This is a genomic window from Streptomyces sp. NL15-2K, assembly GCF_030551255.1.
In the GTDB taxonomy this organism is placed as follows: domain Bacteria; phylum Actinomycetota; class Actinomycetes; order Streptomycetales; family Streptomycetaceae; genus Streptomyces.
Genome location: NZ_CP130630.1, coordinates 5,600,135 through 5,623,323, shown reverse-complemented (window position 1 = coordinate 5,623,323; position 23,189 = coordinate 5,600,135). Strand labels below are relative to the sequence as shown.

Below are 23,189 nucleotides of genomic sequence, written 5' to 3'. Positions count from 1 at the left end.
GCAGAATGTCACATGTCGGCAACACGCTGTAGTGACATGTCGACATGCGAGACGCGAATACGCCCTGGAAGAAGGGGGTCTGACGGTTTTTCGACACAGAGATGTCGGGATCCGCGCTGGTGAGCGATTCGCTCGTACCGGTTACCCGTCGATCGGGTTTTCGGTTGCGGCTCGACGAGTGCCGTCGTTTTACGGCCCTTATGTCGCCCTTACGCGGCGATCCTTGCGCGGCCTTACGCGTCGATCCGGTTCGCCGATCGCAGCCGCTGGAAGCTACGCGCGAGTAGCCGCGAGACATGCATCTGGGAGACGCCGAGTTCCGCACTGATTTGCGACTGGGTGAGATTGCTGTAGTAGCGCAGGAGGAGGATTCTCTGTTCGCGCTCCGGCAGTTGGACCAGCAGATGCCGGACGAGATCCCGGTGCTCCACCCCGTCCAGCGCCGGGTCCTCGTAGCCCAGCCGGTCCAGCAGTCCCGGCATCCCGTCGCCCTCCTGCGCGGCCTCCAGCGAGGTGGCGTGGTACGACCGCCCGGCCTCGATGCAGGACAGCACCTCCTCCTCGGTGATGCGCAGCCGCTCGGCGATCTCGGCGGTGGTCGGGGAGCGCCCGAAGGCGGTCGTGAGGTCCTCGGTCGCGCTGTTGACCTGCACCCACAGCTCGTGGAGCCGGCGCGGTACGTGGACGGTGCGGACGTTGTCGCGGAAGTACCGCTTGATCTCGCCGACGACCGTCGGCATCGCGAACGTCGGGAACTGCACGCCACGGTCCGGGTCGAAGCGGTCGATGGCGTTGATCAGGCCGATGGTGCCGACCTGGACGACGTCCTCCATCGGCTCGTTGCGGGAGCGGAAGCGGGCGGCGGCGTAGCGCACGAGCGGGAGGTTGGCCTCGATGAGCGCTCCGCGCACCCGATTGTGTTCCGGTGTGCCCGGCTGCAACTCCTTGAGCTGGGCGAAGAGCACCTGGGTGAGGGCTCGGGTGTCGGCGCCGCGGCTGCGCTGGGGGGCGGCGGGCGCGGGGGCTTCCGGGACCGGCTCGGCCGTCGGCTGGGGCGGCGCTTGAGGCGCAGTACTGGCCGGCACGGTCAACTCCACCTCGTGATCCATCAACTCATCCGTCAAAAGCGGTCATAGCATCACAAGACATGTCCACTGTGTGCAAGCACCGCATAATGCCGTGTTGAGCATCAAGTTGGGGCATAAGACGCAGAAGAACCCCACGCCATTCCGGCGAGGGGCTCCGAAGTTCCGAAAGGAGCGGGCTCAGTACTCGTAGTCCGCGATCACCCACGTGGCGAACTCACGCCACAGCGCGACGCCCGCCTGGTGCTCCGGGTGCTCCAGGTACCGCCGCAGGGCGGCCGCGTCCTCGAACCCCGAGTTGATGGCGAAGTCGTAGGCGATGGGCCGGTCGCTGATGTTCCAGCCCAGTTCCCAGGAGCGGATCTCGGGGATCTTGCCTTCGAGGGCGCGGAAGGCCTCCTCGCCCGTCACCACGCGGGGGTCGTCGCGCTGGACGCCCTCGTTGAGCTTGAAGAGGACGAGGTGGCGGATCATGTGTGCTCCTGGTTAATCAGCCCCGTCGGCGAGCCAGGTGAAGAAGTCGCCTACGGCTTTGGCGGCGTCCGATATGCCCTCGAACCCTATCTGGACGTAGTCGGCGGCCTTGGCCGGGTCCGTGATGATCACGTAGAGCACGAAGACCACGAGCACGTAGACGGCGATCTTCTTCGAGTTCACCGCCATCGCGGCCTCCCTTGTGACTGGTGTGCCTTTGGGGCCTCCTGTTGACGGCGGTGAGTGTATCCTTCGCGCCCTTCACGGGAACCGGCGCCTGTGGGCGGTCCGCATACGCAAGAAGGGCTCCGTCTCTCGACGGGGCCCTTCAGGCGGCGGAATGACAGAGGGTCAGGACGGCGAGGACCTTGGCCACGAGCCTCCTGACGCCGTGTTCGGAAATCCTGAGGCGGCGGGCGATCAGCTTGTTTGGTCGGCACCCTGCGAAGGCCAAGACCCAGCGCCCGTCGGTCTGCGACGCCGCCGAGTCACTCCTGGTGCACGCCGCTGTCGCCCCCCGCGTTCCTGCCCTGCGCGCTGGCGGCCCTGGCCGATCAGGGCGTGACCGTGCACGGTGACGACCGGGTGCGCGCCCACCACGCGGCGGTGGTGCCCGCGACGGACGAGGACTGGGGGCGCGAGTGCCTCTCCCTCGACATCGCCGCCGCCGTTGTCGACCTCGACATCGCCGCCGCCGTGGTCGACTCGCTGGACGCGGCCGTGAACCACATCCGCAGGCACGGCAGCGGCCACACGGAGGCGATCGTCACCGACTCCCAGACCGCCGCCCGCAGGTTCGTGGCCTCCTTGGACACGGCGGTGGTCGCCGTCAACGCCTCCACCCGGCTGGTCGACGGCGCGGAGCTGGGGCTCGGCACGGAGCTCGGCATCTCCACGCAGAAGCTGCACGCGCGGTCCGATGGGCCTGTCCGCCCTGACGACGACGAAGTACGTCCTGACGGGACACGGGAACCGACGAAGGGCCCGGTCCATCGGACCGGGCCCTTCGTCTGCCAGCGGTAGCGGAGGGATTTGAACCCTCGGTGACTTGCGCCACACTCGCTTTCGAGGCGAGCTCCTTCGGCCGCTCGGACACGCTACCGAGGGAGACCTTACAGCAAGGTCGGGCGTGGTTTGAAATCGGTATTCGGCGGGATCGGCGGCCACCGGACAGCCACCGGAGAGCCGGCGGGACAGTCAGCGGGACCGGAAGAAGTCCGTGAGAAGTCGGGCGCACTCCTCGGCGAGTACACCCTCGATCACCTCGGGGCGGTGGTTGAGCCGTCGGTCGCGGACGACGTCCCAGAGGGAGCCGGCCGCGCCCGCCTTCTCGTCCCGGGCGCCGTAGACCACGCGGTCCACCCGGGACTGCACGAGGGCGCCCGCGCACATCGTGCACGGCTCGAGCGTCACGACCAGCGTGCAGCCGGTCAGCCGCCACTGACCGACCCGCGCGGCGGCCCGGCGGATCGCCAGGACCTCCGCGTGCGCGGTCGGGTCGCCGGTGGCCTCGCGCTCGTTGTGGCCGGCCGCGAGCACGGTCGTGCCGTCCGGGGACAGTACGACAGCGCCCACGGGCACGTCCGCGCCGGCCCGCCCGGCCTCGTCCAGGGCGAGCCGCATCGCGGCCCGCCAGCGGTCACGTATCGGGTCCGGTGTCCGTCCTGCGGCCGGCGAGGTCAGCGGACGGTCTCCAGGACCTCCGAGGCGCCCAGGGACTCGGCGATCTCGGTGAGCGCGTCCGTGGACAGCGCCTTCAGTTCCTTCACGGTGACGCCGAGGTCGTCGAGGATCTCGGTGTCACCGACGGGACCGTGCGGCACGGCCTCGGCGGAGCCGCCGTCCTCGGCGCCGTCGTCCTCGTCCTCGTCCTCACCGTCCTCGGTGCCGTCGAGGTCGAGGGATTCCAGGTCGGTGGCGTCGTCGTCGCCGGGCTCCTTTCCGAGCAGTTCGTCGGTGAGCAGGATCTCGCCGTAGCTGCTGCGGGCAGCGGCGGCGGCGTCCGACACGTAGATACGAGGGTCCTCCTCGCCGTCGATCCGGACGACGCCGAACCAGGCGTCCTCCTGCTCGATCAGCACGAGCACCGTGTCCTCGTCGGGAGAGGCTTCCCGGGCCAGGTCGGCCAGATCCGACAGGGTCTCCACATCGTCGAGCTCTGTGTCGCTCGCTTCCCACCCGTCTTCGGTGCGCGCGAGCAGTGCGGCGAAGTACACCGTGACTCTCCCACTGGTCTTAGGCGTGCCGGTTGGGGGTCCCCCCGGCGGAGGTTGCGGGCGGGGAGAGCTGGGCTCCAAGCCCCACCCACTCGGAATCGTGGCAGAAACAAGACGCTCAGGGGACGTCTTCGGCTCCCTGTGTGTCCGACTGCCGCCGATCTCGTGTGCGTCGAGAGTCCGCGGAGGGTCCGTGAAGGGCTCACCAGCGCACTCGTCGCCGCCAACAGCGGATCGTACGCGGCTTTTCCAGGCGTCCACGCACGGCCACCGAAGTAACGTCCGCGCGTCCTGTGATCTTCCCCCGGCCGCAGCTTTGCCGTAGCCCTTTCGGCGTGTCACCGCCCTCGCCGGGGTGCTACCAGCGGAACGTCCGCATGCGCATCGCGTGCCTCAGCCGGGCCGTCCTGGCGCGGCGCGGCTGGACCCGGTCCCGCAGTTCGCGGGCCTCGGCGAGATCGCGCAGGAACTGGGCCCGGCGCCGCCTGCGCGCGGCGTCGGCCTGCTGTGGCGACGCGTCTTCTCGGGTTTCGCGGTCAGGCAGGTCAGGCAGGTCAGGCATAGGCACACCACCCCGGTACGGACCACCCCGGTACGGACCACCCGGTACGGACCACCCAGTACGTCCCTCCCACTTTCCCTCTGACGGGCGGTTTGATGCCAGCACAAGGGCTAATGGAGCCCGGCTACTGTTAGGCCCATGCGTCTCCACGTCGTCGACCACCCCCTGGTCGCTCACAAGCTCACCACGCTGCGCGACCAGCGCACCGACTCCGCGACCTTCCGCCGTCTCGCCGACGAACTGGTCACCCTGCTCGCCTACGAGGCCACGCGCGACGTGCGCACCGAACAGGTCGACATCAAGACGCCGGTCGCCTCGACCACGGGCGTCAAGCTCTCCCACCCGCGCCCGCTGGTCGTGCCGATCCTGCGCGCCGGCCTCGGCATGCTGGACGGCATGATGCGGCTGCTTCCGACCGCCGAGGTGGGCTTCCTGGGCATGATCCGCAACGAGGAGACGCTGCAGGCCTCCACGTACGCCACGCGGATGCCGGAGGATCTCTCCGGCCGCCAGGTGTACGTCCTGGACCCGATGCTGGCCACCGGCGGCACCCTGGTCGCGGCGATCCGCGAGCTGATCAAGCGCGGCGCGGACGACGTCACCGCGGTGGTGCTCCTCGCGGCCCCGGAGGGCGTGGAGATCATGGAGCGTGAACTCGCGGGCGCTCCGGTCACGGTGGTCACGGCCGCGGTCGACGACCACCTCAACGAGCACGGCTACATCGTCCCGGGCCTGGGCGACGCGGGGGACCGGCTGTACGGGGCGGCGGAGTAGGTCGTACGACCGCTCAGCAGGCCTTGCCGGAAGACGTGGACGTCGGCTGGGGCGCGGCCAGCGCGGCCAGTGCCTTGTCGGCGTCCGCCCTGTTCCTCAGGTCCTTGAAGCTGGTGCCGAGGATGAGGTCGAGGGTGTCGCCCTTGCGGGCGGCGTCGGTGCGGCGTTCGGCCGTGTTGAGCTGGGTGGCCAGGACGGGCAGCGAGGTCTTCAGGGAGGACGCGGGGCCGAGCAGTATCCCCGTGCCGGGGACCTTCTTGTCGTACTCCTTGCTCGCGTTGCCCACGTCGCCGATCTTGAAGCCGCGCTTCTTCAGCTCGTCCGCGGTCTTCTTGGCCAGGCCGATGCGGGGCGTGGCGTTGAGCACGTTGACGGTGATCTGACCGGGCTTGACCGGGGTGGCCGCACGGGCGGACGCGGACGGGGTCGGGGTCGCCTGCTTGGCGCAGTCCGCCTTGGTGCCGGCCGCGGTGGCCTTGTCGCCGCCGGTGAAGACGTCGATGAGTTGCAGCGTGCCCCAGCCGATCAGTCCGAGGGCGGCGACGGAGGCCACCAGCCCGACCGCGAGCCTGCCGCGCCGCCGGGGCCGACGCATCCGGGGGTACTTGTTCCCCTTGATCCGGTACTGGCGGCCCATGCCTTGGGGAGTCAGCATGCTCATGGGCGCAGCGTAGTGCGCCCGGGCGGCGATGCCTACTAGATGATCATTGGACGCCGCACAGGAGAACCCGAAAGGGCCAAGCCTTTACCGGACGGTCACATCAACGGTCACATCAGCTGTGCGAGCACGCTCAGTCCAGTTCGAGGACGCGCGCGTGCAGCACCTGGCGCTGCTGCAGCGCCGCCCGCACCGCGCGGTGGAGGCCGTCCTCCAGGTACAGGTCGCCCTGCCACTTCACCACGTGCGCGAACAGGTCGCCGTAGAAGGTGGAGTCCTCGGCGAGCAGGGTTTCCAGGTCGAGCTGGCCCTTGGTCGTCACGAGCTGATCGAGGCGGACCGGGCGCGGCGCGACATCCGCCCACTGCCGGGTGCTTTCCCGGCCGTGGTCGGGGTACGGCCGGCCGTTTCCGATGCGCTTGAAGATCACACGGAAAGCCTACCGGGCAAGCCTCTCCGGGCGCAGCTTCCCGGCTCGGCCCGCGCTGGCGAGTATGTGTGGATTACGTCGTATAGCGGTCAGATCGGGCAGCGCGGCGGAGACGGGGGCCCGCCTCCGCCGCAGGTTCAGCGGTCCCGTTTCTCCGGGGGCCGCTGCGGTTTCGGTTCCTTCGCCCGCGGTTTGGGCGTGTTGCGTGCGGCCTCGGCGCGCAGCAGGGCGCGCAGGGCCGCGTACGGGTCGATCGGCATGTCTGTGTTCCTTGCGTCGTACTGATGGAACCGGGAGGCGGACCGGTTCTGTCAGCAGCGCAGGACCACTGTGCGCAGGGCGTGCAGGGCGTGCGGAGTGCGCGGCGTTACGGGCAGGGGGCGGGCGGCGGGGGCCGCGGGCTCCGCATCCGGGAGGGGCGCGGGACGCAGCGGTGCGACGGGACGGGCCGTGCCTCGCGCGGCCGGCCGCAGCACGGTGTCGAGGGCGTCGTACTCGAAGGCCGCGGCGCCGCTCTCGCCCGCCACCGCGGCGGCGGGCACCGCCTGCGCTCCCACGTGAGCGCTCGGCACGAGCAGGGCGAGCAGAAGTATGAGCAACCGCGGCCAGGCATGCCGACCTGCGACACGGGGGGCCTGCGGTGCGGTGCTCACGGGAGTTCCTCTCCCCGTGACACCGATGTCGTTCATCGCACTAATAGCGAGATCCGCCCGATCGGCGGACCGCTGCTTGGCCCAATGACCGCCACTCGGCCCAAGCCCGGCAGCTACTGGGCCGGCCCAAGACCCGGCGGCTACTGGGCCTGTGGCTTGGCGGCTACTGGGCCTGTGGCTTGGCGGCTACTCGGCCTATGGCTTGGCGGCCTTCGCCGCCGCCTTCATCTCCTGCTTGTGCGCCCGGACCTTGGTCAGCGACTCGGGCCCGGTGATGTCGGCGACCGAGCGGAAGGACTTCGGCTCGCCGTAGGCGCCCGCGGCCTCGCGCCAGCCCTCGGGGCGCACGCCGAGCTGCTTGCCCAGCAGGGCGAGGAAGATCTGCGCCTTCTGCTTGCCGAACCCGGGCAGTTCCTGGAGCCGCCTCAGCAGCTCGCGCCCGTCGTCGACGCCCTCCCAGACGAGCTCGGCGTTGCCGTCGTAGTGCTCGACGAGGTACTGGCACAGCTGCTGGATCCGCTTGGCCATCGACCCCGGGTACCGGTGCACGGCGGGCTTGTCCGACAGCAGGGCCGCGAAGGCCTCCGGGTCCTGTGCGGCGATCTCGTGCGCTTCCAGGTCGTCCGCGCCCATCCGCCGGGCGATGGTCGAGGGCCCCTTGAACGCCCACTCCATCGGAATCTGCTGGTCCAGCAGCATCCCGACCAGCGCGGCGAGCGGGGAGCGCCCGAGGAGCGCGTCGGCCTCAGGGTCCTGGGCGAGGTGAAGGGTGACGTCCATGCCCCGATCATCGCGCGTACGGGGTCAGCTCGCCCGCCAGTACCCCAGCGCGTGCGTCCGCTGCTTGGGCACGCCGAGTTCCTTGCGGACGTACGACGACAGGGTCCGGGTCGTGGCCGTGTCGCAGGCGATCCACACGTACGGGTCGGGGGTGGCCGCCAGCAGTGCGGGGAGGTCCGCCTTCACCTCGGTGATCAGGTGGGCGCCGGAGTCCCGTCGGGGCACCTGCCGCAGGTCGTGCCGGGTGGCGTCGGCGCGGCACGGAAGGCCGTCCACCGCGCCCTCGAACCAGATGGTCGCCGGGGCGCTGTCCAGCGCGTCGAGCAGGGAGTTGAGCGCGGGCAGCGAGGCCGGGTCGCCGATCGCGAAGACGTGCGTGGGATCGGGCTGGGGCCGCTGGAAGCCCGTCCCGTGCACGGTCGCCTCGATGGTGTCGCCGGGTTTCGCTGCCCGCGCCCAGTCACTTGCGCACCCCTCGTGGAGTGCGAATTCCAGGGTGAGGGTGCCGGCCGCCGGGTCGGGGTCGACCAGGGTGTACGCGCGCTGGTGGGGCTTGCCCGCGTTGCCGAACCAGAGCCGTATCCACATCGTGGGGTGGACGCCGGTGACGGCCGGCATGCCGCCGTCGGTGAGGTGGACGCGCCGGTAGTGCTCGGTGACGTCCTCGGCGCCGGTCACGGTGAGGACGAAGTCCTTCGCGCGCAGCAGTTTGAGAACCGCGCCCTCCCAGCCGTGCCCCTGCCCCATCGCGGCTTCACCCTTCGCGTACGATCCCCTCATCATTACTTAGGCAAGCCTAACCTAAAGGAAAGCGGGGGCGCAGGGTGATCACCGGGATTTACCGCGACGCCTGGGGGATACCCCACCTGCGCGCGGACAGCGCGCGTGCACTCGCCCGTGCCCAGGGCCGCGTGACCGCCCTCGACCGGGCCTGGCAGCTGGAGGTGGAGCGCCATCGGGCACAGGGCACCTCGGCCGCTTTCCTCGGCACCGATGCCCTCGCCTGGGACGGTTTCGCGAGACGGGCCCGCCTGGACGACACGGCCAGACGCTGCTTCAGTTCCCTGGAGAGACGGGACCCGGAGACGGCGGACTGGGTGCGGGCGTACGTCGACGGTGTCAACGACGGGCTGGACAGGGCCACGGCACCGGAGTTCGCCCGGGTCGGCCTCGCCCCCGGCCGCTGGGAGCCCTGGACCCCGCTCGGCGTCTGGCTGGCCACCCACATCCTCTTCGCCGGGTTCCCGGCCAAGCTCTGGCGGGAACAGGTCGTCCAGCACCTCGGCGCGGACGCCGTCGCGCTCTTCGCCACCGACGGACCCGGCACCTCCGGCAGCAACGGCTGGCTGGTCAGCGGGGAGCGCACGACCACCGGCCACGCCGTCATCGCCGGCGACCCGCACCGCTTCATCGAGGACCCCGGCGTCTACCAGCAGATCCACCTCTCCTGCCCCGAGTTCGACGTCGTCGGCCTCGCCGTCCCGGGCGTCCCCGGCATCGCCCACTTCGGCCACACCGGCACGGTCGCCTGGGCCATCACCAACGCCATGGCCGACTACCAGGACCTGTACCGCGAGCGGCTGCGGCGCACGGGTGCCGGTGTCGAGGCCCTCGGCCCCGACGGCGTCTGGCGGCGTGCCGCCCGGCACACCGAGACCGTCGAGGTGGCGGGCGAGGAGCCGGTCGAGGTCGAGGTGATCGAGACGGACCGGGGACCGGTGATCATCGGAGGGCCCGAGGGCCTGGACGACCGGGTACCGGACTCCGGCACCCCGGTCGCCGACAGAGCCTGTGTCACATCCCCGGTCGGGCGCGCGACGCCTGGCACGCACGCTCGCCGCGTTGCCGAACCGCCCACGTGGCTCCTCCCCCACGCTCGAACAACCTCGCGCGGGGGGACCCCCATCGAGGGCGCTCCGGCGCCTTGCGATCGCACGCACCAGACGCCGCGCGCTGATCCGACCGGGGATGTGACACAGGCTCTCAGCCTCCGCTACCCGCCCCGAGTCACCGAGGACCTGGGCTTCAGTGCCCTGCTCCCGCTGCTGCGGGCCCGCCGGGTGGCCGACGTGGACCGTGCCCTCGACCTCTGGGCCGAGCCCGTCAACGTCGTCCAGGCCGCCGACACCGAGGGCGGCCTGCTGCACCGGGTCGCGGGCCGGGTGCCGCTGCGCGCCGAGGCCAACCGCATCCGGCTGGTGCCCGCGTGGGAGCCCGGCCACGGGTGGGAGGGCCGGCACGAGACGCCGTACGCCGGCCTCACCGACGGCATCGCCGTGATGGCCAACCAGCGCGGCCCCGCCACATCGCTCGGCGTCGAGTTCGCCCCACCGCACCGCGCCGACCGCATCACCGCCCTGCTGACGGAGAGGGACCGCTGGTCGGCCGCGGACATGCCGGTGATCCACATGGACACCCGACTCGCCTCCGCCGTACCCCTGTTGGACCAGCTGGAGGCGCTGGACGGCCTGACCCCCGAGGCCGCCGCCATCAGGGACGCGCTCCTGCGCTGGGACCGCCACATGGACGCGAACAGCACGGACGCCGCCGTGTACGCGGCGGTCCGCGGTGCGGTCGTACGGCGTCTCGCGGCGCACCCGGCGTTCGCCGCGCTGACGACCCCGCCCGCCTACCCGGAGGTCTTCCTCCCCTGGCTCAACCTCGTCCCGCGCGTCGGCTTCGCCCTCGAACACCTGCTGCGGGCCGACGAGTTGTACGGCATCGACCGTGCCGAGACCGTCCGCGCGGCCGTCGAGGAGGTGGCCGCCTCCGGGGACCTTCCCGCTACCTGGGGCGACACGCACCGCCTGTCCCCCTGGCGGGCCCTAGTGCCGCGGCAGGCAACGTTTGCCCCGTCGCGACGCCCGGCACGCTCCCCCACTGCCCTAAAGGCGTGGGAGGTGCCCCCACTCGCCGCACCGGGCACAGACCCAAGTACATCCAGTACGAGGGCCTGCGCCCGGCACGCCGAGAGCACGCACCGGACGCCGCTCCTTGACGGGCAAACGTTGCCTGCCGCGGCACTAGCCGACCCGCCCTCCGAGGGCCCCGGCCTGTCCGGTGACCACGACTGCGTGCTGTGCACCTCCGCCGTGCCCGGCTGGACCGACCTGAGCGCGCGCGGCCCCGCCGCCCGTTACGTGTGGGACCTCGCCCGCCGCGAGGACAGCCTCTGGGTGGTGCCGTTCGGTGCCTCGGGCGTCCCCGGCTCGCCCCACCACCGTGACCAACTTCCCTTGTGGCTCAGGGGAGATCTCGTCCCGGTCGTCACCGACTGGCAGCAGTTGAAGAAGGAGAACGAGGATGCCTGACGTGTACGCCCCCACCCGCGAGCCCGTTCACGAGCGGACCGTCGACGGCTTCGGCACCGTCCGCGTCCTGCCCCTCGACGCGCACGCCGACGCCGAGGTCGTCCACGCGTGGGTGAGCGAGCAGCGGGCCGCCTTCTGGGGCATGAACGGCCTCACCCGGGACCAGGTCGCCGAGATCTACGCGCACCTGGACACTCTCGATACCCACCACGCCTACCTGGTGGTGAAGGACGGCGAACCGGCCGCGCTCCTGCAGACCTACGAGCCGGAGGCCGACCGCGTCAGCGAGTGCTACGAGGTGCGGGACGGCGACATCGGCATCCACCTGCTGCTGGCGCCCGCCGGACCGGGCGGCGGGCGGTCCGGCTGGTCGTCGGCGCTGCTGGTCGCCGTCACCTCGTACGTGCTGCTGGGCCTGGACCGCGAGCGGATCGTCGTCGACCCCGACGTGCGCAATGAGAAGGCGATCGCCCGCTTCCTGAAGCAGGGGTTCACGGCGGGCCCGGCCGTCGTCCTGCCGGAGATCGACATCCCGGACGTGTGCCTGCCCAAGAAGCACGCCCAACTCGCGTTTCTCGAGCGCGAGGTAGCCTTTCCCGGTGACGCCTGACCAGCTCATCGCCCACTACGGACTGGAACCGATCCCCCGCGAGGGCGGGCTGTTCCGGCAGACCTGGGCGGGCCCCGAGCGCGCCGACGGCCGGCCCGAGGGCACGGCCATCGTCGCCCTGCTCACCTCGGACGACTTCTCGGCCCTGCACCGGTTGTCCCACGACGAGATCTGGCACTTCTACCGGGGCGACCCGCTGGAGATGCTGCTCCTCGCCCCGGACGGCACGTCGAGCACGGCCGTCCTGGGTCCGGACATCCTCGCCGGCCAGCAGCCGCAGCTCACCGTCCCCGCCGGCACCTGGATGGGCGGACGGGTCGTGGCGGGCGGCGCGTGGACCCTCTTCGGCTGCACCATGGCGCCCGGATTCACCTTCGAGGACTACGAGCACGGAGACGTGGGGGAGTTGACGGCGCGCTATCCGGCGGAGGCCGAGCGGATCGCGGGACTGTGCCGGCCATGAGATCCGTGACATCCGTGAGATCCACAGGGCTGCTGGAGGGGCAGGTCGCCCTGGTCACCGGCGCCGGCGGCGGCATCGGACGGGGCATCGCGCTGCGGTTCGCCGAGGAGGGCGCGGCGGTCGCCGTGCACTGCCGTACGGCGATGGAGGCGGCGCGCGAAGTGGCGGACCGCATCCGGGACCTGGGCCGCAGGGCCGTCGTACTGCGGGCGGACCTCACCGACGAGGACGGCTGCCGCCGCCTGGTCCGGGAGGCGGCCGAGTGGGCGGGCGGACGGCTGTCGGCGCTGGTCAACAACGCGGGCGTACAGCCGACGCGGGCCCTGCCCGGGATGACGGCGGCCGAGTGGCGGGCGGTCGTGGACGCCAACCTGACGAGCGTCTTCGCCTGCACGCAGGCGGCCGCGGAGGTCATGCGGGAGCAGGGCGAGGGCCGGGTCGGCGGTTCGGTGACGCACATCGCGTCGATCGAGGCCGGTCACCCGGCCGTCGACCACGCCCACTACTCCGCGTCCAAGGCGGCCGTGGTCGCGCACGCGCGGGCGGCTGCCCTGGAGTACGGCCCGTACGGCATCCGCGTCAACACGGTCTCGCCCGGCCTGATCGCCCGGGAGGGGCTGGCGCGGGACTGGCCGGAGGGAGTGCGGCGTTGGCAGGGGGCGGCGCCGCTGGGCCGGTTGGGGCGGCCGGAGGACGTGGGCGACGCGTGCGTGTTCCTGGCCTCGCCGCTCGCGACCTGGATCACCGGGCACGACCTGGTCGTGGACGGAGGGGTGTCGGCGCGGCCCACGTGGTGAGCGTTCCCTCGTCTGCGTCCGTACCTCTCCACAAGGCGGCGAGTCCCAAGGCGGCGAGTCCCGAGGCGGCGAGTCCCGAGGCGGCGAGTCCCGAGGCGGCGAGTCCCAAGGCGGAGAGTCCCAAGGCGGAGAGACAAGACGGAGAGAACTGACGTGGGGTGTGACGTTGAGCGCAGCGCAGGCCGACGAAGCGGACCCCGGCGGCGCGGGCGTCGGCGACTTCAAGGGCTGGTGCTGCTGGGCACCTTGCTGGTCCTGCTCCTCGGCGGCGCGGGACCGGCGTCGGCCCACGCCGCCCTCAGCGCCACCGACCCCGAGGACGGAACCGTCCTCAAGTCGGCGCCCCGCCACATCACCCTGACCTTCACGGAGTCCGTCGGCCTGCTGAAGGACTCCTTCCGCGTCCTGGACCCCGACAACCGGCGGCTGGACCTCGGCAAGGCGCGGCACGCCCCGGAAGGTTCCGACACGGCCCGGGTGACCCTGCCCGACGAACTCGCCGAGGGCACCTACGTGGTGGCCTGGCGCGTGGTGTCGGCCGACAGCCACCCCGTCGGCGGCGCCTTCACCTTCTCCGTCGGCAAACCCTCCCCGACACCGCCGGCCGTCGACACCGGCCCGGTCGAGGACCCGGCGACCGCCAGCCTCTACAACATCGCCCGCTACCTCGCCTACCTCGCCGCCGCCCTGCTCATCGGCACGGCCGTCTTCGTGACCGTCTGCCGCCCGCCGGACACCGCCCCGCTGCGCAGGTCCCTGTGGGCGGGCTGGTGGACGCTGCTCGGATCGACACTGCTGCTCCTCCTGCTGCGCGCCCCCTACGAGACGGGCACCGGCCCGGCGGCCGCCTTCGACACCTCGGCCCTCGGTGACACCCTGACCAGCCGCCCGGGCCTGGTGCTGCTGGCCCGGCTGGCCCTGCTGCCGCCGGCGGCCTTCCTCCTCGTACGACTGCTGGGGCAAGGATCGTCGTGGTCGCGCACCTGGTCCGCGGCGGGCGGCGCACTCGCCGTCGGCCTGGCGGTGACCTGGGCCGCCGGGGAGCACGCCTCCGCCGGGATCCAGGTGCCCGCGGCGATGACCTCCTCCGTGCTGCACGTCCTGGCGATGGCGGCGTGGCTCGGCGGCCTGATGGCCCTGCTCACCACGCTGTACCGGTCGCCGTCCGCCATGCCCGCCGACGTGGTCGCCCGCTTCTCCCGGCTCGCCTTCGCCTGCGTGAGCGTCCTCGTCGTGACCGGCGTCTACCAGTCCTGGCGGGGCCTCGGCTCCCTGTCCGCGTTCACGGACACCTCGTACGGCAAGCTCCTGCTCGCCAAGCTGGCCGCGGTGGTGGTCGTGCTGGCGGCGGCGTGGCTCTCACGGCAGTGGACGGCACGGCTGGTGACGGAGGACGCGGCGGTGGACGCCGAGGCGGTCGTACGGGAACGGGTGCCGGAGCCGGTGGGGGGCCCGCCGCTGCCGCCGCAGGACCCGGTCGCCCCCTCCGCGAACGACCCGTACCGCCGCGGCCTGCGCCGCTCCGTACTCGCCGAAGTCGGCGTCGGCGTAGTGGTGTTGGTGATCACGACGATCCTCACCGGCACACTCCCCGGCCGCGCGGCGGCCGAGGCGGCGACGGCGACCCCGGCGACCGGCCTGCCCGCCGCGTCCGTCACCACCGTCCCCTTCGACGCCGGCACCCCCGGCGGCCAGGGCAAGGTCCAGATCACCCTCGACCCCGGGCGCACCGGCGACAACTCGGTCCAGGCCGTGGTCTTCGACTCCGAGGGCCTGCTGTCCACCGTCCCCGAAATCCGCCTCTCCTTCACGCTCCCGGCCCAGGACATCGGCCCGATCGACGCCGAACTGACCGACCAGGGCGGCTACTGGGGGACGAGCGCGCTCAACCTGCCCATCGCCGGGGAGTGGACGATGAAGGTGACGGTGCGGGTGTCGGAGATCGATCAGGTGAGTGAGTCGGCGGAGGTGCGGATCGGGTAGGGCGGGGGGCTGGGGTTCGCCGCGGTGCGCCGTGTGGGCTGAACGCAGTGATGACGCGACTGGGGCGAGCATGCGACCCCCAGCACTCCGAACACTGCGATGAAGACGCCCTGCAGGATCATCAGCCCTGATCTGGACGGTCACACCCGAGTTCGGAAGTCCGTCGGATGGCCGCCGCGGGGGCCGGGTCAGGCGGCGCGTCCCTCCGCGGCGTCCCCACGCGCCTTGACCTCCAGCCGCCGGATGGCAGTGGCGTGGGCCGGCCGGGTCGTACGAAGCGGGGGTGACTTGAGTCTTCTGGCCAAGATGGCGAACTCCAGCTGAGCGCTGCGCGTGCCGACACACACCACGTTGAGCCGGTACGTTTGCCCCTTGCTCAGGAAGGGTTCGGTGTGTACACCGTCCGTCACCCGCTCCACCCCGGACTCGATCATCCGCCCGTCGTGAACAGCGGCGAGAGCGGACTGGGCCTGCTTGGTCAGCTCGACTCAGCCACGCCCTGGCGCTCGATGAAGTCATGAGGCGGTTTCCCAATACTTCGAGCCGACTTCCTTGGTGGGCAGAATGGCCTTCCCGCTGCGGACCTTCACACCGTCGCAGCTGCTGCCGCTGGACCGGTACTTCGTCCACGAGACCTTGTAGCCCCGGGCACCGTACTGCAGGTGCCCGTATTTGTTCCGACTGACGTCGTGGCTGTAGGACGAAGCCGAGGCGATGGCCCGCGACGAACTCACCGGCCCGGAGTTCACCGACCGGTACACCGATGTGGAAATCCACGCCCAAGCGCGTCAACTTCCTCACCCATACGTTCGAGCCGGGCCTGGCCGTACAGCCGATCGTGCAGGGCAACTCGTCGCCGACTGCCAGGGCAGGTCTCCGCATCGCACGGGGCTCGCCCAACGAGTGCCCCCAACTGAGCCGACAACAGGCACAGTTGGGGACTTGGCCCGTACCGGATCGGGGGCCGGTACGGGGGTCACACGTTGCTGCCCTTGCGCCTCGCAGCGCCCCGGAAAGTCATGGAGGGGAAATTGGCAGATCTGTTCCACCCCCGCGAAGGAAAACCCCAGGTGAGGTGGCCGTGCCGGTGGAACAGATCTGCCAATCACTGGGTGAGCGTCCGGGCCTCCGCGCAGATCGCGTCGTGACCCGGGGTGGTGGCCTCGGGCAGTCGCCCGGAGTCCGGCAGTCCGGATGGCTACACCACGCGGCGGGACGCCACCCCCCGGAAGCGGCAGCCATCGGGGGATGCAGGTCGTGCAGGCGCGCTCAGGCGCCCTGGGTGTCGATCTCACGGTAGGGGTTGCCCTCTGCCGGCCCCAGCGTCCATTCAGCAGCCTTGATGATCGAACGCGTCATAGCGATCTCCTGCTGCGCCCGTTCGCTTCGGCCACCTTGGAACTCAGCGCGTCGACAGTGCCTGCGCCGCTGCGGCACTCCGGCGCGTTCGGGGGCGCCGGTTGGTCGTCGAGGGCGCGGCACAGCGCCGCGTGCAGGTGCTCAGCGTCGGCCAGGGTCAAGTTCGGCTCAGCATCTGTCGAGTGGTGCCCATTCCGAGACACCCGCAGGGGAACGGCAATGTGGTCATCGTCGGTGCGGTGCACACAGCTCCTCGGGGTGCGCTTGATCTCCCAGGTCATGACGTCCCTCCGACGCGCGCGAGGCGGTACGCGCCCCACAGTTCCCGCCCCGACTCGCAGCCTTCCTGCGCCTTGGGGACGCCCTTGCAGCCCTCGCGCTTGCGGGTGTGCTCGAACCACAGGCGGTAAGCGCGCAGCATCGGCAGTTCGGCAGTCCGCACGCGTGACTCGACCTTGGCTTCGTTCATCGGTTCACCTCCGTCAACTGCCATGCGTACGGGGCACGTCGGCGTTCGTCGGGTCGGAGGACGTAGGCCCGGACGAGGGGGTGTGTCGCGTCCTGGCCGTGCTGGTCATCGAGCGGGGCGGGGACCCGTCCGGCGCGGCGCAGACGCGCGAGCGCAAGCACGGCGCCCCACATCTCCGGCGACGGCTGCATCGCATACACGGGCGCCTGTGTGCGCTGGTCGGGGGGCGTGTGCCCGTCGGATTTCCGTGTCCCGAACAGGAGGGCTCTCACCCGTTCGAGTGCGTGTGGTACGAATCGCATGTTGGCGCTCCTTCGCAGCGTCGGCCATGCCCCCGGACCGGTCGCACGGTCGCGGGGGTGCTTGCGTCCGACCACGTTGACGCCCCATATGGGACGTATTTGCCGTGACGCAGCGACAGTTGGAACGCCTCGGCGGTACGGTGGAAGAACGCCCAAACGTCCCTGGGGGAAGCCTTGAATACGGCGCTCAGATCAGCTATGCAGACAGCCGGTTTATCGCCACGGCAACTCGCGGCTCGTGTGGGCGTCTCCGGAAAGACCGTTGAACGATGGGTTGCGGACCCGGAACTCATCCCACACGCCAGAAACCGGGAAGACGCCTGCAAGGCGTTGGGAGTTGACGAAGACATGATCTGGCCGAAAGTGGTAAAGGATCGAATCAAGACCGGTGGTGACCGGGAGATCATCCACTCCTACCCCTATAGGTCTGCGTGCCCTTCCACCGTGTGGGGCGAGTTGGTTGCCGATGCCACGGAAGAATTGTTCTTCGCCGGATACACGAACTACTTTCTGTGGCTCGACCAGCCTGCTTTCGTTGAGACACTGCGCAAGAAACTGGATGCCGGTTGTCGCGTGCGATTCCTGCTCGGCGACCCGAACGGAGAGGTGACCCGCAAGCGCGAAACAATCGAAGACGTTGCGCTCTCGGTGTCCACGCGTATCCGCATCACCCTTGAGCATCTCGGCAAGCTGGGCGTGTATGAGGGACTGGAGACGCGCTTCTCTGCACCGGATGATGCAGTGAACCATGTGTCTCTGTCAGTGTTCCGCTTCGACAATGAAGCGTTGGTCACTCCGCATCTCGCGCGGCTGGTCGGTCACGACTCGCCACTCCTGCACCTTCGGAAGCACGACAACAGCGGGATGTTCGACCGGTTCGCAGAACACGCCGAGGAACTGTGGACCAGGGGCGCACAGGTGGACAGCATGCCCGCAGAATCTTAGCCGTCTGTGCCGAGCGTGGCACAACACAAAGACGGCTGACCGCTCGTCTGGCGAGGGCTTGAAATCTCGCTTCCGGGCCGCAGGGCTGGGAGAGCTGCCACCCGGCCCGGGGATCGATTCTCGCGTTCGGAATGACCGTCAGTGGTGGAACAGCCTCAGCCCGGTGCGTGCCAGCGTGATCCCGTGCTCGCGGCAGGCTTCCTCGACCTCGTCGGATCTGATGGATCCTCCCGGCTCCGCAATGTACTGAACGCCGTGGCGGTGGGCATGGTCGACGTTGTCGCGGAACGGCAGGGCGCCATCGGAGGCGAAAGCCACCCGGTCGAGGCATTGAATCCATTGAGCGCGCTCGTCCGCGGTGAGCTCCCCTGCCGGTGTGACGAGCACCTCCTCCAGGTGCCTGGCCTCGTCCGGCGTGAGGTCGCCTTCGATGAAGCGGATCTGCCAGTTGATCCGGTCCTGGCGCCGGATGCCGGGGCGGAAGGACAGCGCGCGGACGCTGGGGTGTCGCCGCAGCCACCAGGTGTCGACCTTGGCACCGGCCAGACGGGTGCAGTCGACCCGGGACTGCTGGCCGGCGCCGATTCCCAGCGTCATGCCGTCCCGCAGGTAGCACACGGAATTTGACTGGGTGTAGCGCAGGACTGCCAGCCCCAGCAGCAGGTCCGCCACGGCCGTGTCAGGGAGGCCGTCGTCCACGACGCGCAGCAGGGTGGAAGACAGCACCACCTCATCATGCTGTTGGGTCAGGCGCAGGCCGAAGACCTCCCGCGCTTCCTCGCGCGGAGACACGAAGCTGTCGTCCGCCTCCATGATCAGGAAACGGCCGTTCTTCTTCTTGCTGAGCCGTTCGATGGTGCCCGGCGCGTAGCCGGGAGCGACGATGCCGTCGCAGACCATGCCGGTCAGCAGCTCGGCGAGTTCGGCATCGACCGGATGAGAGACGGCGGCAAAGTCGCCGTAGGAGGATTTCGGATCGGCGTCCCGGGCCCGGAGGTAGGCACTGGCCAACGCGCCGACCTCCCCGTCGGCGACTCCGTAGAGCTCCGCGGTGACCTCATCGATGGCCCCGGAGACGGCCGCACCCGCGGGCGAGACGTGCTTGAAGGAAGCAGCCGCCGGCCTGCCCAGTGCCTGGCCGGCTTCGTGTACGAGCTGCCATCCGTTCAGCGCGTCCAGCATGTTGATGAACGACGGTTCCCCGTGCAGTAGCCGGACCGGCCACCTGTCGGGCGTCACCGGTGCGGCGTGCGCGGCTTCCTGTTGCGGGTTGATTCCGTAGCGCAGCTTCACGTCATGGCCTCCTCAGCGGAACATCGCTGACGGAGACGCCCAGGCGGTCGACGCTCTCATCGGAACAGACGCGGCCGCTCCCCGGTGGTTGTCCACCCGCGCCAGTCGCGGCCGGGTTCAACTCTATCGGCCGTGGCGGCCGGGATGCCCTCGGGAGCCGGGCAGCCAAGCCCCTGCAGCCACGGACAGCAGCAGCAACTCACGCCCCCTGCACCCTGGTTGGGCACCTGTGACGTTCCAGCCCCACAGTGCGCTGGGATTCACGTGAACATCAAATTCGAACGCGTGCCCGATTTTTCCCGTCGTCTCGCCCTCGTCCTCACGGTCGCCGCCGTACCGGTTCTCGCGGGGCCCCCGATCGCCCATGCGGAGGACACCGGGCCGGCGGAGCTCGTGCTGACGGCACCGGCGAGATACGAGCCGGTGGAGGACGTACTGTATGCGGCCGGAGACAACGGCTACCTGCACAGACGGGAAACGACCGACGGCTCCACGGCGTCGTATCAGTGGCGCGGTTACGACGGCACCGAGCGGACCGTCGAGAACTTCACCGGCACACTGCCGGACCAGCAGGGCTACTACGGCGCCGGCACGGACATCCTGCCCGTGCCCATCGGCGCGAGCGGGGTCGTGCAGCTGAGGGACCCGGCGACCGGGGAGTCGACGTCGCTGACCGTGCCCGAAGGGCAGTCCACCGTCGGCTCGTTCGGGACGACCGTGCTGACGATCTCGTTCAACGACGTGTGGCAGGCGGACAAGCTGCACATCCTCCGCGTCCAGGACGGCGTGACCGTCGACACGCCGGTCGACCCGCCGGAGGGGGAGCGGTTCGACCGGTACCCGGTCGTGGCCGGCGACGGGCAGCTGGCCGTCGTGCGGTTCATCCACGGGCGCACGCTCGGGATCCTCGACCTCGCCACGGGCGCTCTCACACCCGTCTCCTCCCGCGTCGCCGTCGACCAGTCCTGGAACATCCAGGCGGCCGTCTCGCCCACCCACATCGCCTGGTACCAGGCGGGCATGACCCAGGCCCGGGTGGTCCGCCGCGACGACCCCGCCGGGGCGCAGACCTCCGTGGCCGTACCGACTTCCGACGAGGGCACCAGCGTCGTCGGGCTGGCCGGCGACTGGCTGCTCACGAGCGAGCGGCTCAAGCCCGCCACCGTGCAGAACCCGCCGCTGCGTCAGGGCAGCCCGCTCAAGGCCACTCCGCTCGGCGGCGGTTCGCCGGTCACCCTGCTGGCCGCCGCGCAGGGCGACCTGGCGCAGATCCCGGGCGGCGGGGCGATCGCGGTCGGGGGCGCGGGCGCCGGTGACTGGGCGGTGCGCCGGATCGAGGTGGCGGCGGACGGCGGCCTGACGCTGCGTACGCTCTCCGCGGTGCCCGCCGTCCCGGCCACGGTGCGCGGGATCGCGCTCGCCGGCGGCCAGTTGGTCACCAAGGAGGAGGACAGCGCGCCGCGCCCCGCCTACCAGACGCGGAAGGTGACGCTCACCGGGACGCCGTCGGCGGGCGAGCGCTCCCAGGTCACCACCGCTCCCCTCGGTGACAGTTACGGCCAGCCGCTGGGCGGCGGGGACGGGTCCGTCGTGCACGTCCGGTACGACGAGGCCACCCAGCGGGACGTCCTCGTCCGCGCCACCGCGGCCGGCGCCCGCACCGAGGTCGTGCCCTTCGACCGCGCCGCCCCGTCGACCTCCGGCCGCGGTCTGCGCGACGCCGCCGGGCGGTACGCGGTGTACGGCGGCGGAGACGAGCGAGTGGTCGTCGACTTCGAGGCGCCCGGCGGCGGGACGGTGGTGCAGCGGCTCAGCACCCCGGCGGCGGCGCTGTGGGGTTCCGAGCTGTGGACCACGGACGGTACGGGGGGACGGATCGAGGCGCGCGACCTGGCGACCGGCACGGTCACCTCGTACTCCGTGGGCGCCTCCTGCGTGATCCGCGACATCCAGGCCGTCGGACGCTGGGTGTACTGGGACTGCCTGGGCCAGGACATCGTCGGCGGCGACGAGTCCACCCCGTTCGGCGTGTACGACCTGAAGACCGGCGCGAACATCACCCTGCCCGAGCGCGGCGAGCTCGGCGACGGCTTCGTCGTCAACCACGACACGACCGCGGCCCAGCTGCGGCTCACCGACTTCCACACGGGTACGGCCGCCGCGCCCCGGCCGCTGACGGACCTGCCCGCGGTCTCCAACTGGAAGAACCACGACGTGGACAAGTTCGGCGGCGGTGTGGCCTGGCTGGACGCGTCCGGGACGGCGCACGTCGTCCCCACGGGCGTCCCCACCGAGCCGCTCACGGCGACCGCCACTTCGGTGGACACCGGCTACGCCCGGTCGGCCGGCGCCACCTGGAACCCGGTGTGGCGGCTGTCCAAGCCGGCGGCCGGCGCCCAGCTGGTGATCAAGGACAAGAAGAAGATCGTGCGCACGCTCGACGCCACCGCCCTCGGCGCCGCCCTGACGGCCCGCTGGGACGGCACGCTCGCCGACGGCACGCCCGTGGCCGCCGGCACGTACACCTGGCAGCTCACGGCGGGCCCGGAGGACGGTACCGGCGCCGCCCTCGCCCTGACCGGCACTGTGACTGTCACCGACGGCTCCTGACGACGTCAGCGATCCCCAATCCGGCAGGCTCTCCTCCGGGTTGGGGATCTTCCCGCGTGCCGCTCAGAACCGTGCCCCGACATCCGCACCGTTGCCGGGACGCAGGAACGTGGAGGACGGAATGGAGCCGTCGGCCGCCCGCGGTCCGGTGATCGTGCCCGCGTTGGTGCTGACGAACGACCAGGTGCCGCCGAGGTTCCAGGAGTTGCCACTGCCGGTGGATGACGAGCCCAGCGAGACGTTGGTGCCGTTGGCCACCGCCAAGTTCTTCGTCAGCGTGCTGGAGGAACGGTCGAAGTTGAACCCGGTCTTCGGATTGTCCCACGCCGTGCAGCGTTCGATCTTCATCTTGCCCGGGTTGTTGTTGTCGACGAAGCCGCCGGCGGAGTTGTCCCACGCCATGCTGTTGCGAACCGTGTGGTTCGCCGCCACGCCGTTGCCGCCCATCTTGAACCCGTTGCCGTCGCCCTGGTAGTCGGGCAGGTTCCACCGGTTGAACCCGTTGCCCCAGGCGAGGGTGTTCTCGACGAGGATCGGCGAGTTGTCGAACATCCAGAAGTCCAGGCCGTCGTCGGCGTTGTTCCACAGCCGGGCGCCGCGCAGCACGTTGCCGCTGCCGGAGCCCTCCTTGATGGCCAGACCGTCGGCGCTCTCGCCGTTCTTGCGCGGGTCGCGGTTGCCGTAACTGTCCAGGTTCAGGATCTGGTTGTTGCTGGAGGCGCCCTGGAGATGGAACCCGGACTCGTAGTTGTCCCGGGTGACGAGCCGGTCGAAGACGTTGCCGCTGGTGTCCAGGCCGAACACGCCGTAGGGACCGTGGGCGATCTCCAGGCCGACGAGCCGCCAGTACTCACCCTCGATGTGCACGGCGCCGCGATCGGCACGGGGGATGCTCGAGCCCACCGCTCCCGGGGTGTACGGCATGTTCTCGCCGTCGATGACCACGCGCTCGTTGTTGTAGCCGCGCAGGGTGATGGGCTGGCTCGCCGTGCCGCTCTTGAGCAGCTGAACGTTCTTGCTCGGTGCGTACGTCCCGCCCCGGACCTGGATCGTGGTCCCCGCCTGCGCGAGGTCCACGGCGCGCTGGATCGTCTTCAACGGGGCCGCGAGTGTCCCCGGGTTGCTGTCACTGCCGTTGGTCGCGACGTATAAGTCGGTGGCCTGTAACTGACCGCCGGCCTCTGCGGTGGCTCCGGCCGACAGGACGAGGAAGCCGGCCAGGAGGGCGGAGAGGCCGGTGGACAGGGTGGCGGGTACGGGTTTTGGGCGCATGGGTCGTCTCCAGGGTGCGTGCGGGTGCGGGTCGTACACGAGGTGACGGGAAAGCGCTTTCTAGGTGGAAGCTAGAGCTCTTGCTCTGAGCACGTCAATAGACTTGTACGTGATTATTGTTCTTATGTGTGAACAGGATCCGT

At 70.5% G+C, this 23,189-nt stretch carries 26 protein-coding genes, 1 tRNA gene, 2 pseudogenes and 1 riboswitch; of the genes and pseudogenes, 10 read left to right on the top strand and 19 right to left on the bottom strand.

Features of this window, described 5'->3' with window-relative positions; genetic code table 11:
• Positions 1 to 233: 233 nt before the first annotated feature.
• The 3 genes from Q4V64_RS25195 to Q4V64_RS25185 form a co-directional block, all read right to left on the bottom strand.
• The gene (locus Q4V64_RS25195) at positions 234 to 1,109 is read right to left on the bottom strand and encodes an RNA polymerase sigma factor SigF (RefSeq protein ID WP_172629248.1); all 876 of its coding nucleotides are present in this window, start codon (positions 1,107 to 1,109) and stop codon (positions 234 to 236) included.
• A gap of 156 nt (positions 1,110 to 1,265) precedes the next feature.
• Positions 1,266 to 1,559, bottom strand: a complete 294-nt coding sequence (locus tag Q4V64_RS25190) for a Dabb family protein (protein ID WP_124440851.1) — start codon at positions 1,557 to 1,559, stop codon at positions 1,266 to 1,268.
• Between the two features lie 12 nt (positions 1,560 to 1,571).
• Positions 1,572 to 1,748 (bottom strand): hypothetical protein, encoded by a 177-nt coding sequence (locus Q4V64_RS25185; RefSeq protein WP_095749000.1) that lies wholly within the window; start codon positions 1,746 to 1,748, stop codon positions 1,572 to 1,574.
• Positions 1,749 to 2,008: 260 nt separating this feature from the next.
• Here Q4V64_RS25185 and Q4V64_RS25180 point away from each other — a divergent pair.
• Positions 2,009 to 2,595, top strand: a pseudogene (locus Q4V64_RS25180) (hypothetical protein); the annotation flags it as partial.
• Here Q4V64_RS25180 and Q4V64_RS25175 read toward each other — a convergent pair.
• The 4 genes from Q4V64_RS25175 to Q4V64_RS25160 form a co-directional block, all read right to left on the bottom strand.
• Positions 2,577 to 2,661, bottom strand: a tRNA-Ser gene (locus Q4V64_RS25175). The pseudogene Q4V64_RS25180 and the gene Q4V64_RS25175 sit on opposite strands and share 19 nt — an antisense overlap.
• A gap of 95 nt (positions 2,662 to 2,756) precedes the next feature.
• Positions 2,757 to 3,182: a tRNA adenosine(34) deaminase TadA gene (gene tadA / locus Q4V64_RS25170; protein ID WP_253267022.1), complete on the bottom strand. Its 426-nt coding sequence runs from the start codon at positions 3,180 to 3,182 to the stop codon at positions 2,757 to 2,759.
• Between the two features lie 56 nt (positions 3,183 to 3,238).
• On the bottom strand, positions 3,239 to 3,775 hold the full coding sequence (locus tag Q4V64_RS25165) for a hypothetical protein (protein ID WP_124440855.1): 537 nt from the start codon (positions 3,773 to 3,775) through the stop codon (positions 3,239 to 3,241).
• Between the two features lie 358 nt (positions 3,776 to 4,133).
• Complete coding sequence (locus Q4V64_RS25160; RefSeq protein WP_172629249.1) at positions 4,134 to 4,337, bottom strand: hypothetical protein; 204 nt, start codon at positions 4,335 to 4,337, stop codon at positions 4,134 to 4,136.
• Positions 4,338 to 4,475: 138 nt separating this feature from the next.
• On the opposite strand from Q4V64_RS25160, the gene upp reads away from it, so the two are divergent.
• Positions 4,476 to 5,111, top strand: a complete 636-nt coding sequence (gene upp / locus Q4V64_RS25155; protein ID WP_124440856.1) for a uracil phosphoribosyltransferase — start codon at positions 4,476 to 4,478, stop codon at positions 5,109 to 5,111.
• A 13-nt stretch (positions 5,112 to 5,124) separates the two neighbouring features.
• On the opposite strand, the gene Q4V64_RS25150 is transcribed toward upp, so the two are convergent.
• The 6 genes from Q4V64_RS25150 to Q4V64_RS25125 form a co-directional block, all read right to left on the bottom strand.
• Complete coding sequence (locus Q4V64_RS25150; RefSeq protein WP_253267023.1) at positions 5,125 to 5,772, bottom strand: LytR C-terminal domain-containing protein; 648 nt, start codon at positions 5,770 to 5,772, stop codon at positions 5,125 to 5,127.
• Positions 5,773 to 5,902: 130 nt separating this feature from the next.
• Positions 5,903 to 6,199, bottom strand: coding sequence for a type II toxin-antitoxin system VapB family antitoxin (locus Q4V64_RS25145; protein WP_003999914.1), 297 nt, complete (start codon positions 6,197 to 6,199; stop codon positions 5,903 to 5,905).
• 137 nt (positions 6,200 to 6,336) lie between these two features.
• Positions 6,337 to 6,459, bottom strand: a complete 123-nt coding sequence (locus tag Q4V64_RS25140) for a hypothetical protein (RefSeq protein WP_301184527.1) — start codon at positions 6,457 to 6,459, stop codon at positions 6,337 to 6,339.
• A 51-nt stretch (positions 6,460 to 6,510) separates the two neighbouring features.
• The gene (locus Q4V64_RS25135; protein ID WP_253267024.1) at positions 6,511 to 6,852 is read right to left on the bottom strand and encodes a hypothetical protein; all 342 of its coding nucleotides are present in this window, start codon (positions 6,850 to 6,852) and stop codon (positions 6,511 to 6,513) included.
• Positions 6,853 to 7,047: 195 nt separating this feature from the next.
• The gene (locus Q4V64_RS25130; RefSeq protein ID WP_124440857.1) at positions 7,048 to 7,632 is read right to left on the bottom strand and encodes an HhH-GPD-type base excision DNA repair protein; all 585 of its coding nucleotides are present in this window, start codon (positions 7,630 to 7,632) and stop codon (positions 7,048 to 7,050) included.
• A 24-nt stretch (positions 7,633 to 7,656) separates the two neighbouring features.
• On the bottom strand, positions 7,657 to 8,379 hold the full coding sequence (locus Q4V64_RS25125; protein WP_124440858.1) for a siderophore-interacting protein: 723 nt from the start codon (positions 8,377 to 8,379) through the stop codon (positions 7,657 to 7,659).
• 77 nt (positions 8,380 to 8,456) lie between these two features.
• Between Q4V64_RS25125 and Q4V64_RS25120 the strand changes: the two genes are divergently transcribed.
• From Q4V64_RS25120 to Q4V64_RS25100, 5 genes are all read left to right on the top strand, one after another.
• The gene (locus Q4V64_RS25120; RefSeq protein ID WP_124440859.1) at positions 8,457 to 10,943 is read left to right on the top strand and encodes a penicillin acylase family protein; all 2,487 of its coding nucleotides are present in this window, start codon (positions 8,457 to 8,459) and stop codon (positions 10,941 to 10,943) included.
• On the top strand, positions 10,936 to 11,553 hold the full coding sequence (locus Q4V64_RS25115) for a GNAT family N-acetyltransferase (RefSeq protein ID WP_124440860.1): 618 nt from the start codon (positions 10,936 to 10,938) through the stop codon (positions 11,551 to 11,553). Before Q4V64_RS25120 ends, Q4V64_RS25115 begins: the two co-directional genes overlap by 8 nt.
• On the top strand, positions 11,543 to 12,016 hold the full coding sequence (locus Q4V64_RS25110; RefSeq protein WP_124440861.1) for a cupin domain-containing protein: 474 nt from the start codon (positions 11,543 to 11,545) through the stop codon (positions 12,014 to 12,016). Before Q4V64_RS25115 ends, Q4V64_RS25110 begins: the two co-directional genes overlap by 11 nt.
• Complete coding sequence (locus tag Q4V64_RS25105; RefSeq protein WP_124440862.1) at positions 12,013 to 12,813, top strand: SDR family oxidoreductase; 801 nt, start codon at positions 12,013 to 12,015, stop codon at positions 12,811 to 12,813. The genes Q4V64_RS25110 and Q4V64_RS25105 overlap by 4 nt, the downstream gene beginning before the upstream one ends.
• Before the next feature lie 231 nt (positions 12,814 to 13,044).
• Positions 13,045 to 14,796, top strand: coding sequence for a copper resistance protein CopC (locus Q4V64_RS25100; RefSeq protein ID WP_124440863.1), 1,752 nt, complete (start codon positions 13,045 to 13,047; stop codon positions 14,794 to 14,796).
• 188 nt (positions 14,797 to 14,984) lie between these two features.
• Here Q4V64_RS25100 and Q4V64_RS25095 read toward each other — a convergent pair whose 3' ends face one another.
• The 4 genes from Q4V64_RS25095 to Q4V64_RS25080 all read right to left on the bottom strand — a co-directional run bounded on the left by Q4V64_RS25095 (position 14,985) and on the right by Q4V64_RS25080 (position 16,926).
• Positions 14,985 to 15,230 carry a hypothetical protein gene (locus tag Q4V64_RS25095; RefSeq protein WP_124440864.1) on the bottom strand — a complete coding sequence of 82 codons (246 nt, stop codon included), beginning with the start codon at positions 15,228 to 15,230 and terminating at the stop codon, positions 14,985 to 14,987.
• Positions 15,231 to 16,151: 921 nt separating this feature from the next.
• The gene (locus tag Q4V64_RS25090; RefSeq protein WP_216377623.1) at positions 16,152 to 16,436 is read right to left on the bottom strand and encodes a hypothetical protein; all 285 of its coding nucleotides are present in this window, start codon (positions 16,434 to 16,436) and stop codon (positions 16,152 to 16,154) included.
• A complete protein-coding gene (locus tag Q4V64_RS25085) occupies positions 16,433 to 16,624 on the bottom strand; it encodes a hypothetical protein (protein ID WP_124440865.1) in 192 nt (63 codons plus the stop codon). Before Q4V64_RS25085 ends, Q4V64_RS25090 begins: the two co-directional genes overlap by 4 nt.
• Complete coding sequence (locus Q4V64_RS25080) at positions 16,621 to 16,926, bottom strand: hypothetical protein (RefSeq protein ID WP_124440866.1); 306 nt, start codon at positions 16,924 to 16,926, stop codon at positions 16,621 to 16,623. Before Q4V64_RS25080 ends, Q4V64_RS25085 begins: the two co-directional genes overlap by 4 nt.
• 198 nt (positions 16,927 to 17,124) lie before the next feature.
• Between Q4V64_RS25080 and Q4V64_RS55190 the strand changes: the two are divergent.
• Positions 17,125 to 17,217, top strand: a pseudogene (locus Q4V64_RS55190) (XRE family transcriptional regulator); the annotation flags it as partial.
• A 57-nt stretch (positions 17,218 to 17,274) separates the two neighbouring features.
• Positions 17,275 to 17,871 (top strand): XRE family transcriptional regulator, encoded by a 597-nt coding sequence (locus Q4V64_RS25075; protein WP_253267031.1) that lies wholly within the window; start codon positions 17,275 to 17,277, stop codon positions 17,869 to 17,871.
• 138 nt (positions 17,872 to 18,009) lie between these two features.
• Here Q4V64_RS25075 and Q4V64_RS25070 read toward each other — a convergent pair whose 3' ends face one another.
• Positions 18,010 to 19,164, bottom strand: coding sequence for a phosphoribosylaminoimidazolecarboxamide formyltransferase (locus Q4V64_RS25070; protein ID WP_124440868.1), 1,155 nt, complete (start codon positions 19,162 to 19,164; stop codon positions 18,010 to 18,012).
• 30 nt (positions 19,165 to 19,194) lie between these two features.
• Positions 19,195 to 19,283: riboswitch (ZMP/ZTP riboswitch) on the bottom strand.
• A 166-nt stretch (positions 19,284 to 19,449) separates the two neighbouring features.
• Between Q4V64_RS25070 and Q4V64_RS25065 the strand changes: the two genes are divergently transcribed.
• A complete protein-coding gene (locus Q4V64_RS25065; RefSeq protein ID WP_124440869.1) occupies positions 19,450 to 21,774 on the top strand; it encodes a FlgD immunoglobulin-like domain containing protein in 2,325 nt (774 codons plus the stop codon).
• A 63-nt stretch (positions 21,775 to 21,837) separates the two neighbouring features.
• Here Q4V64_RS25065 and Q4V64_RS25060 read toward each other — a convergent pair whose 3' ends face one another.
• Complete coding sequence (locus tag Q4V64_RS25060) at positions 21,838 to 23,046, bottom strand: right-handed parallel beta-helix repeat-containing protein (RefSeq protein WP_124440870.1); 1,209 nt, start codon at positions 23,044 to 23,046, stop codon at positions 21,838 to 21,840.
• Positions 23,047 to 23,189: the final 143 nt, after the last annotated feature.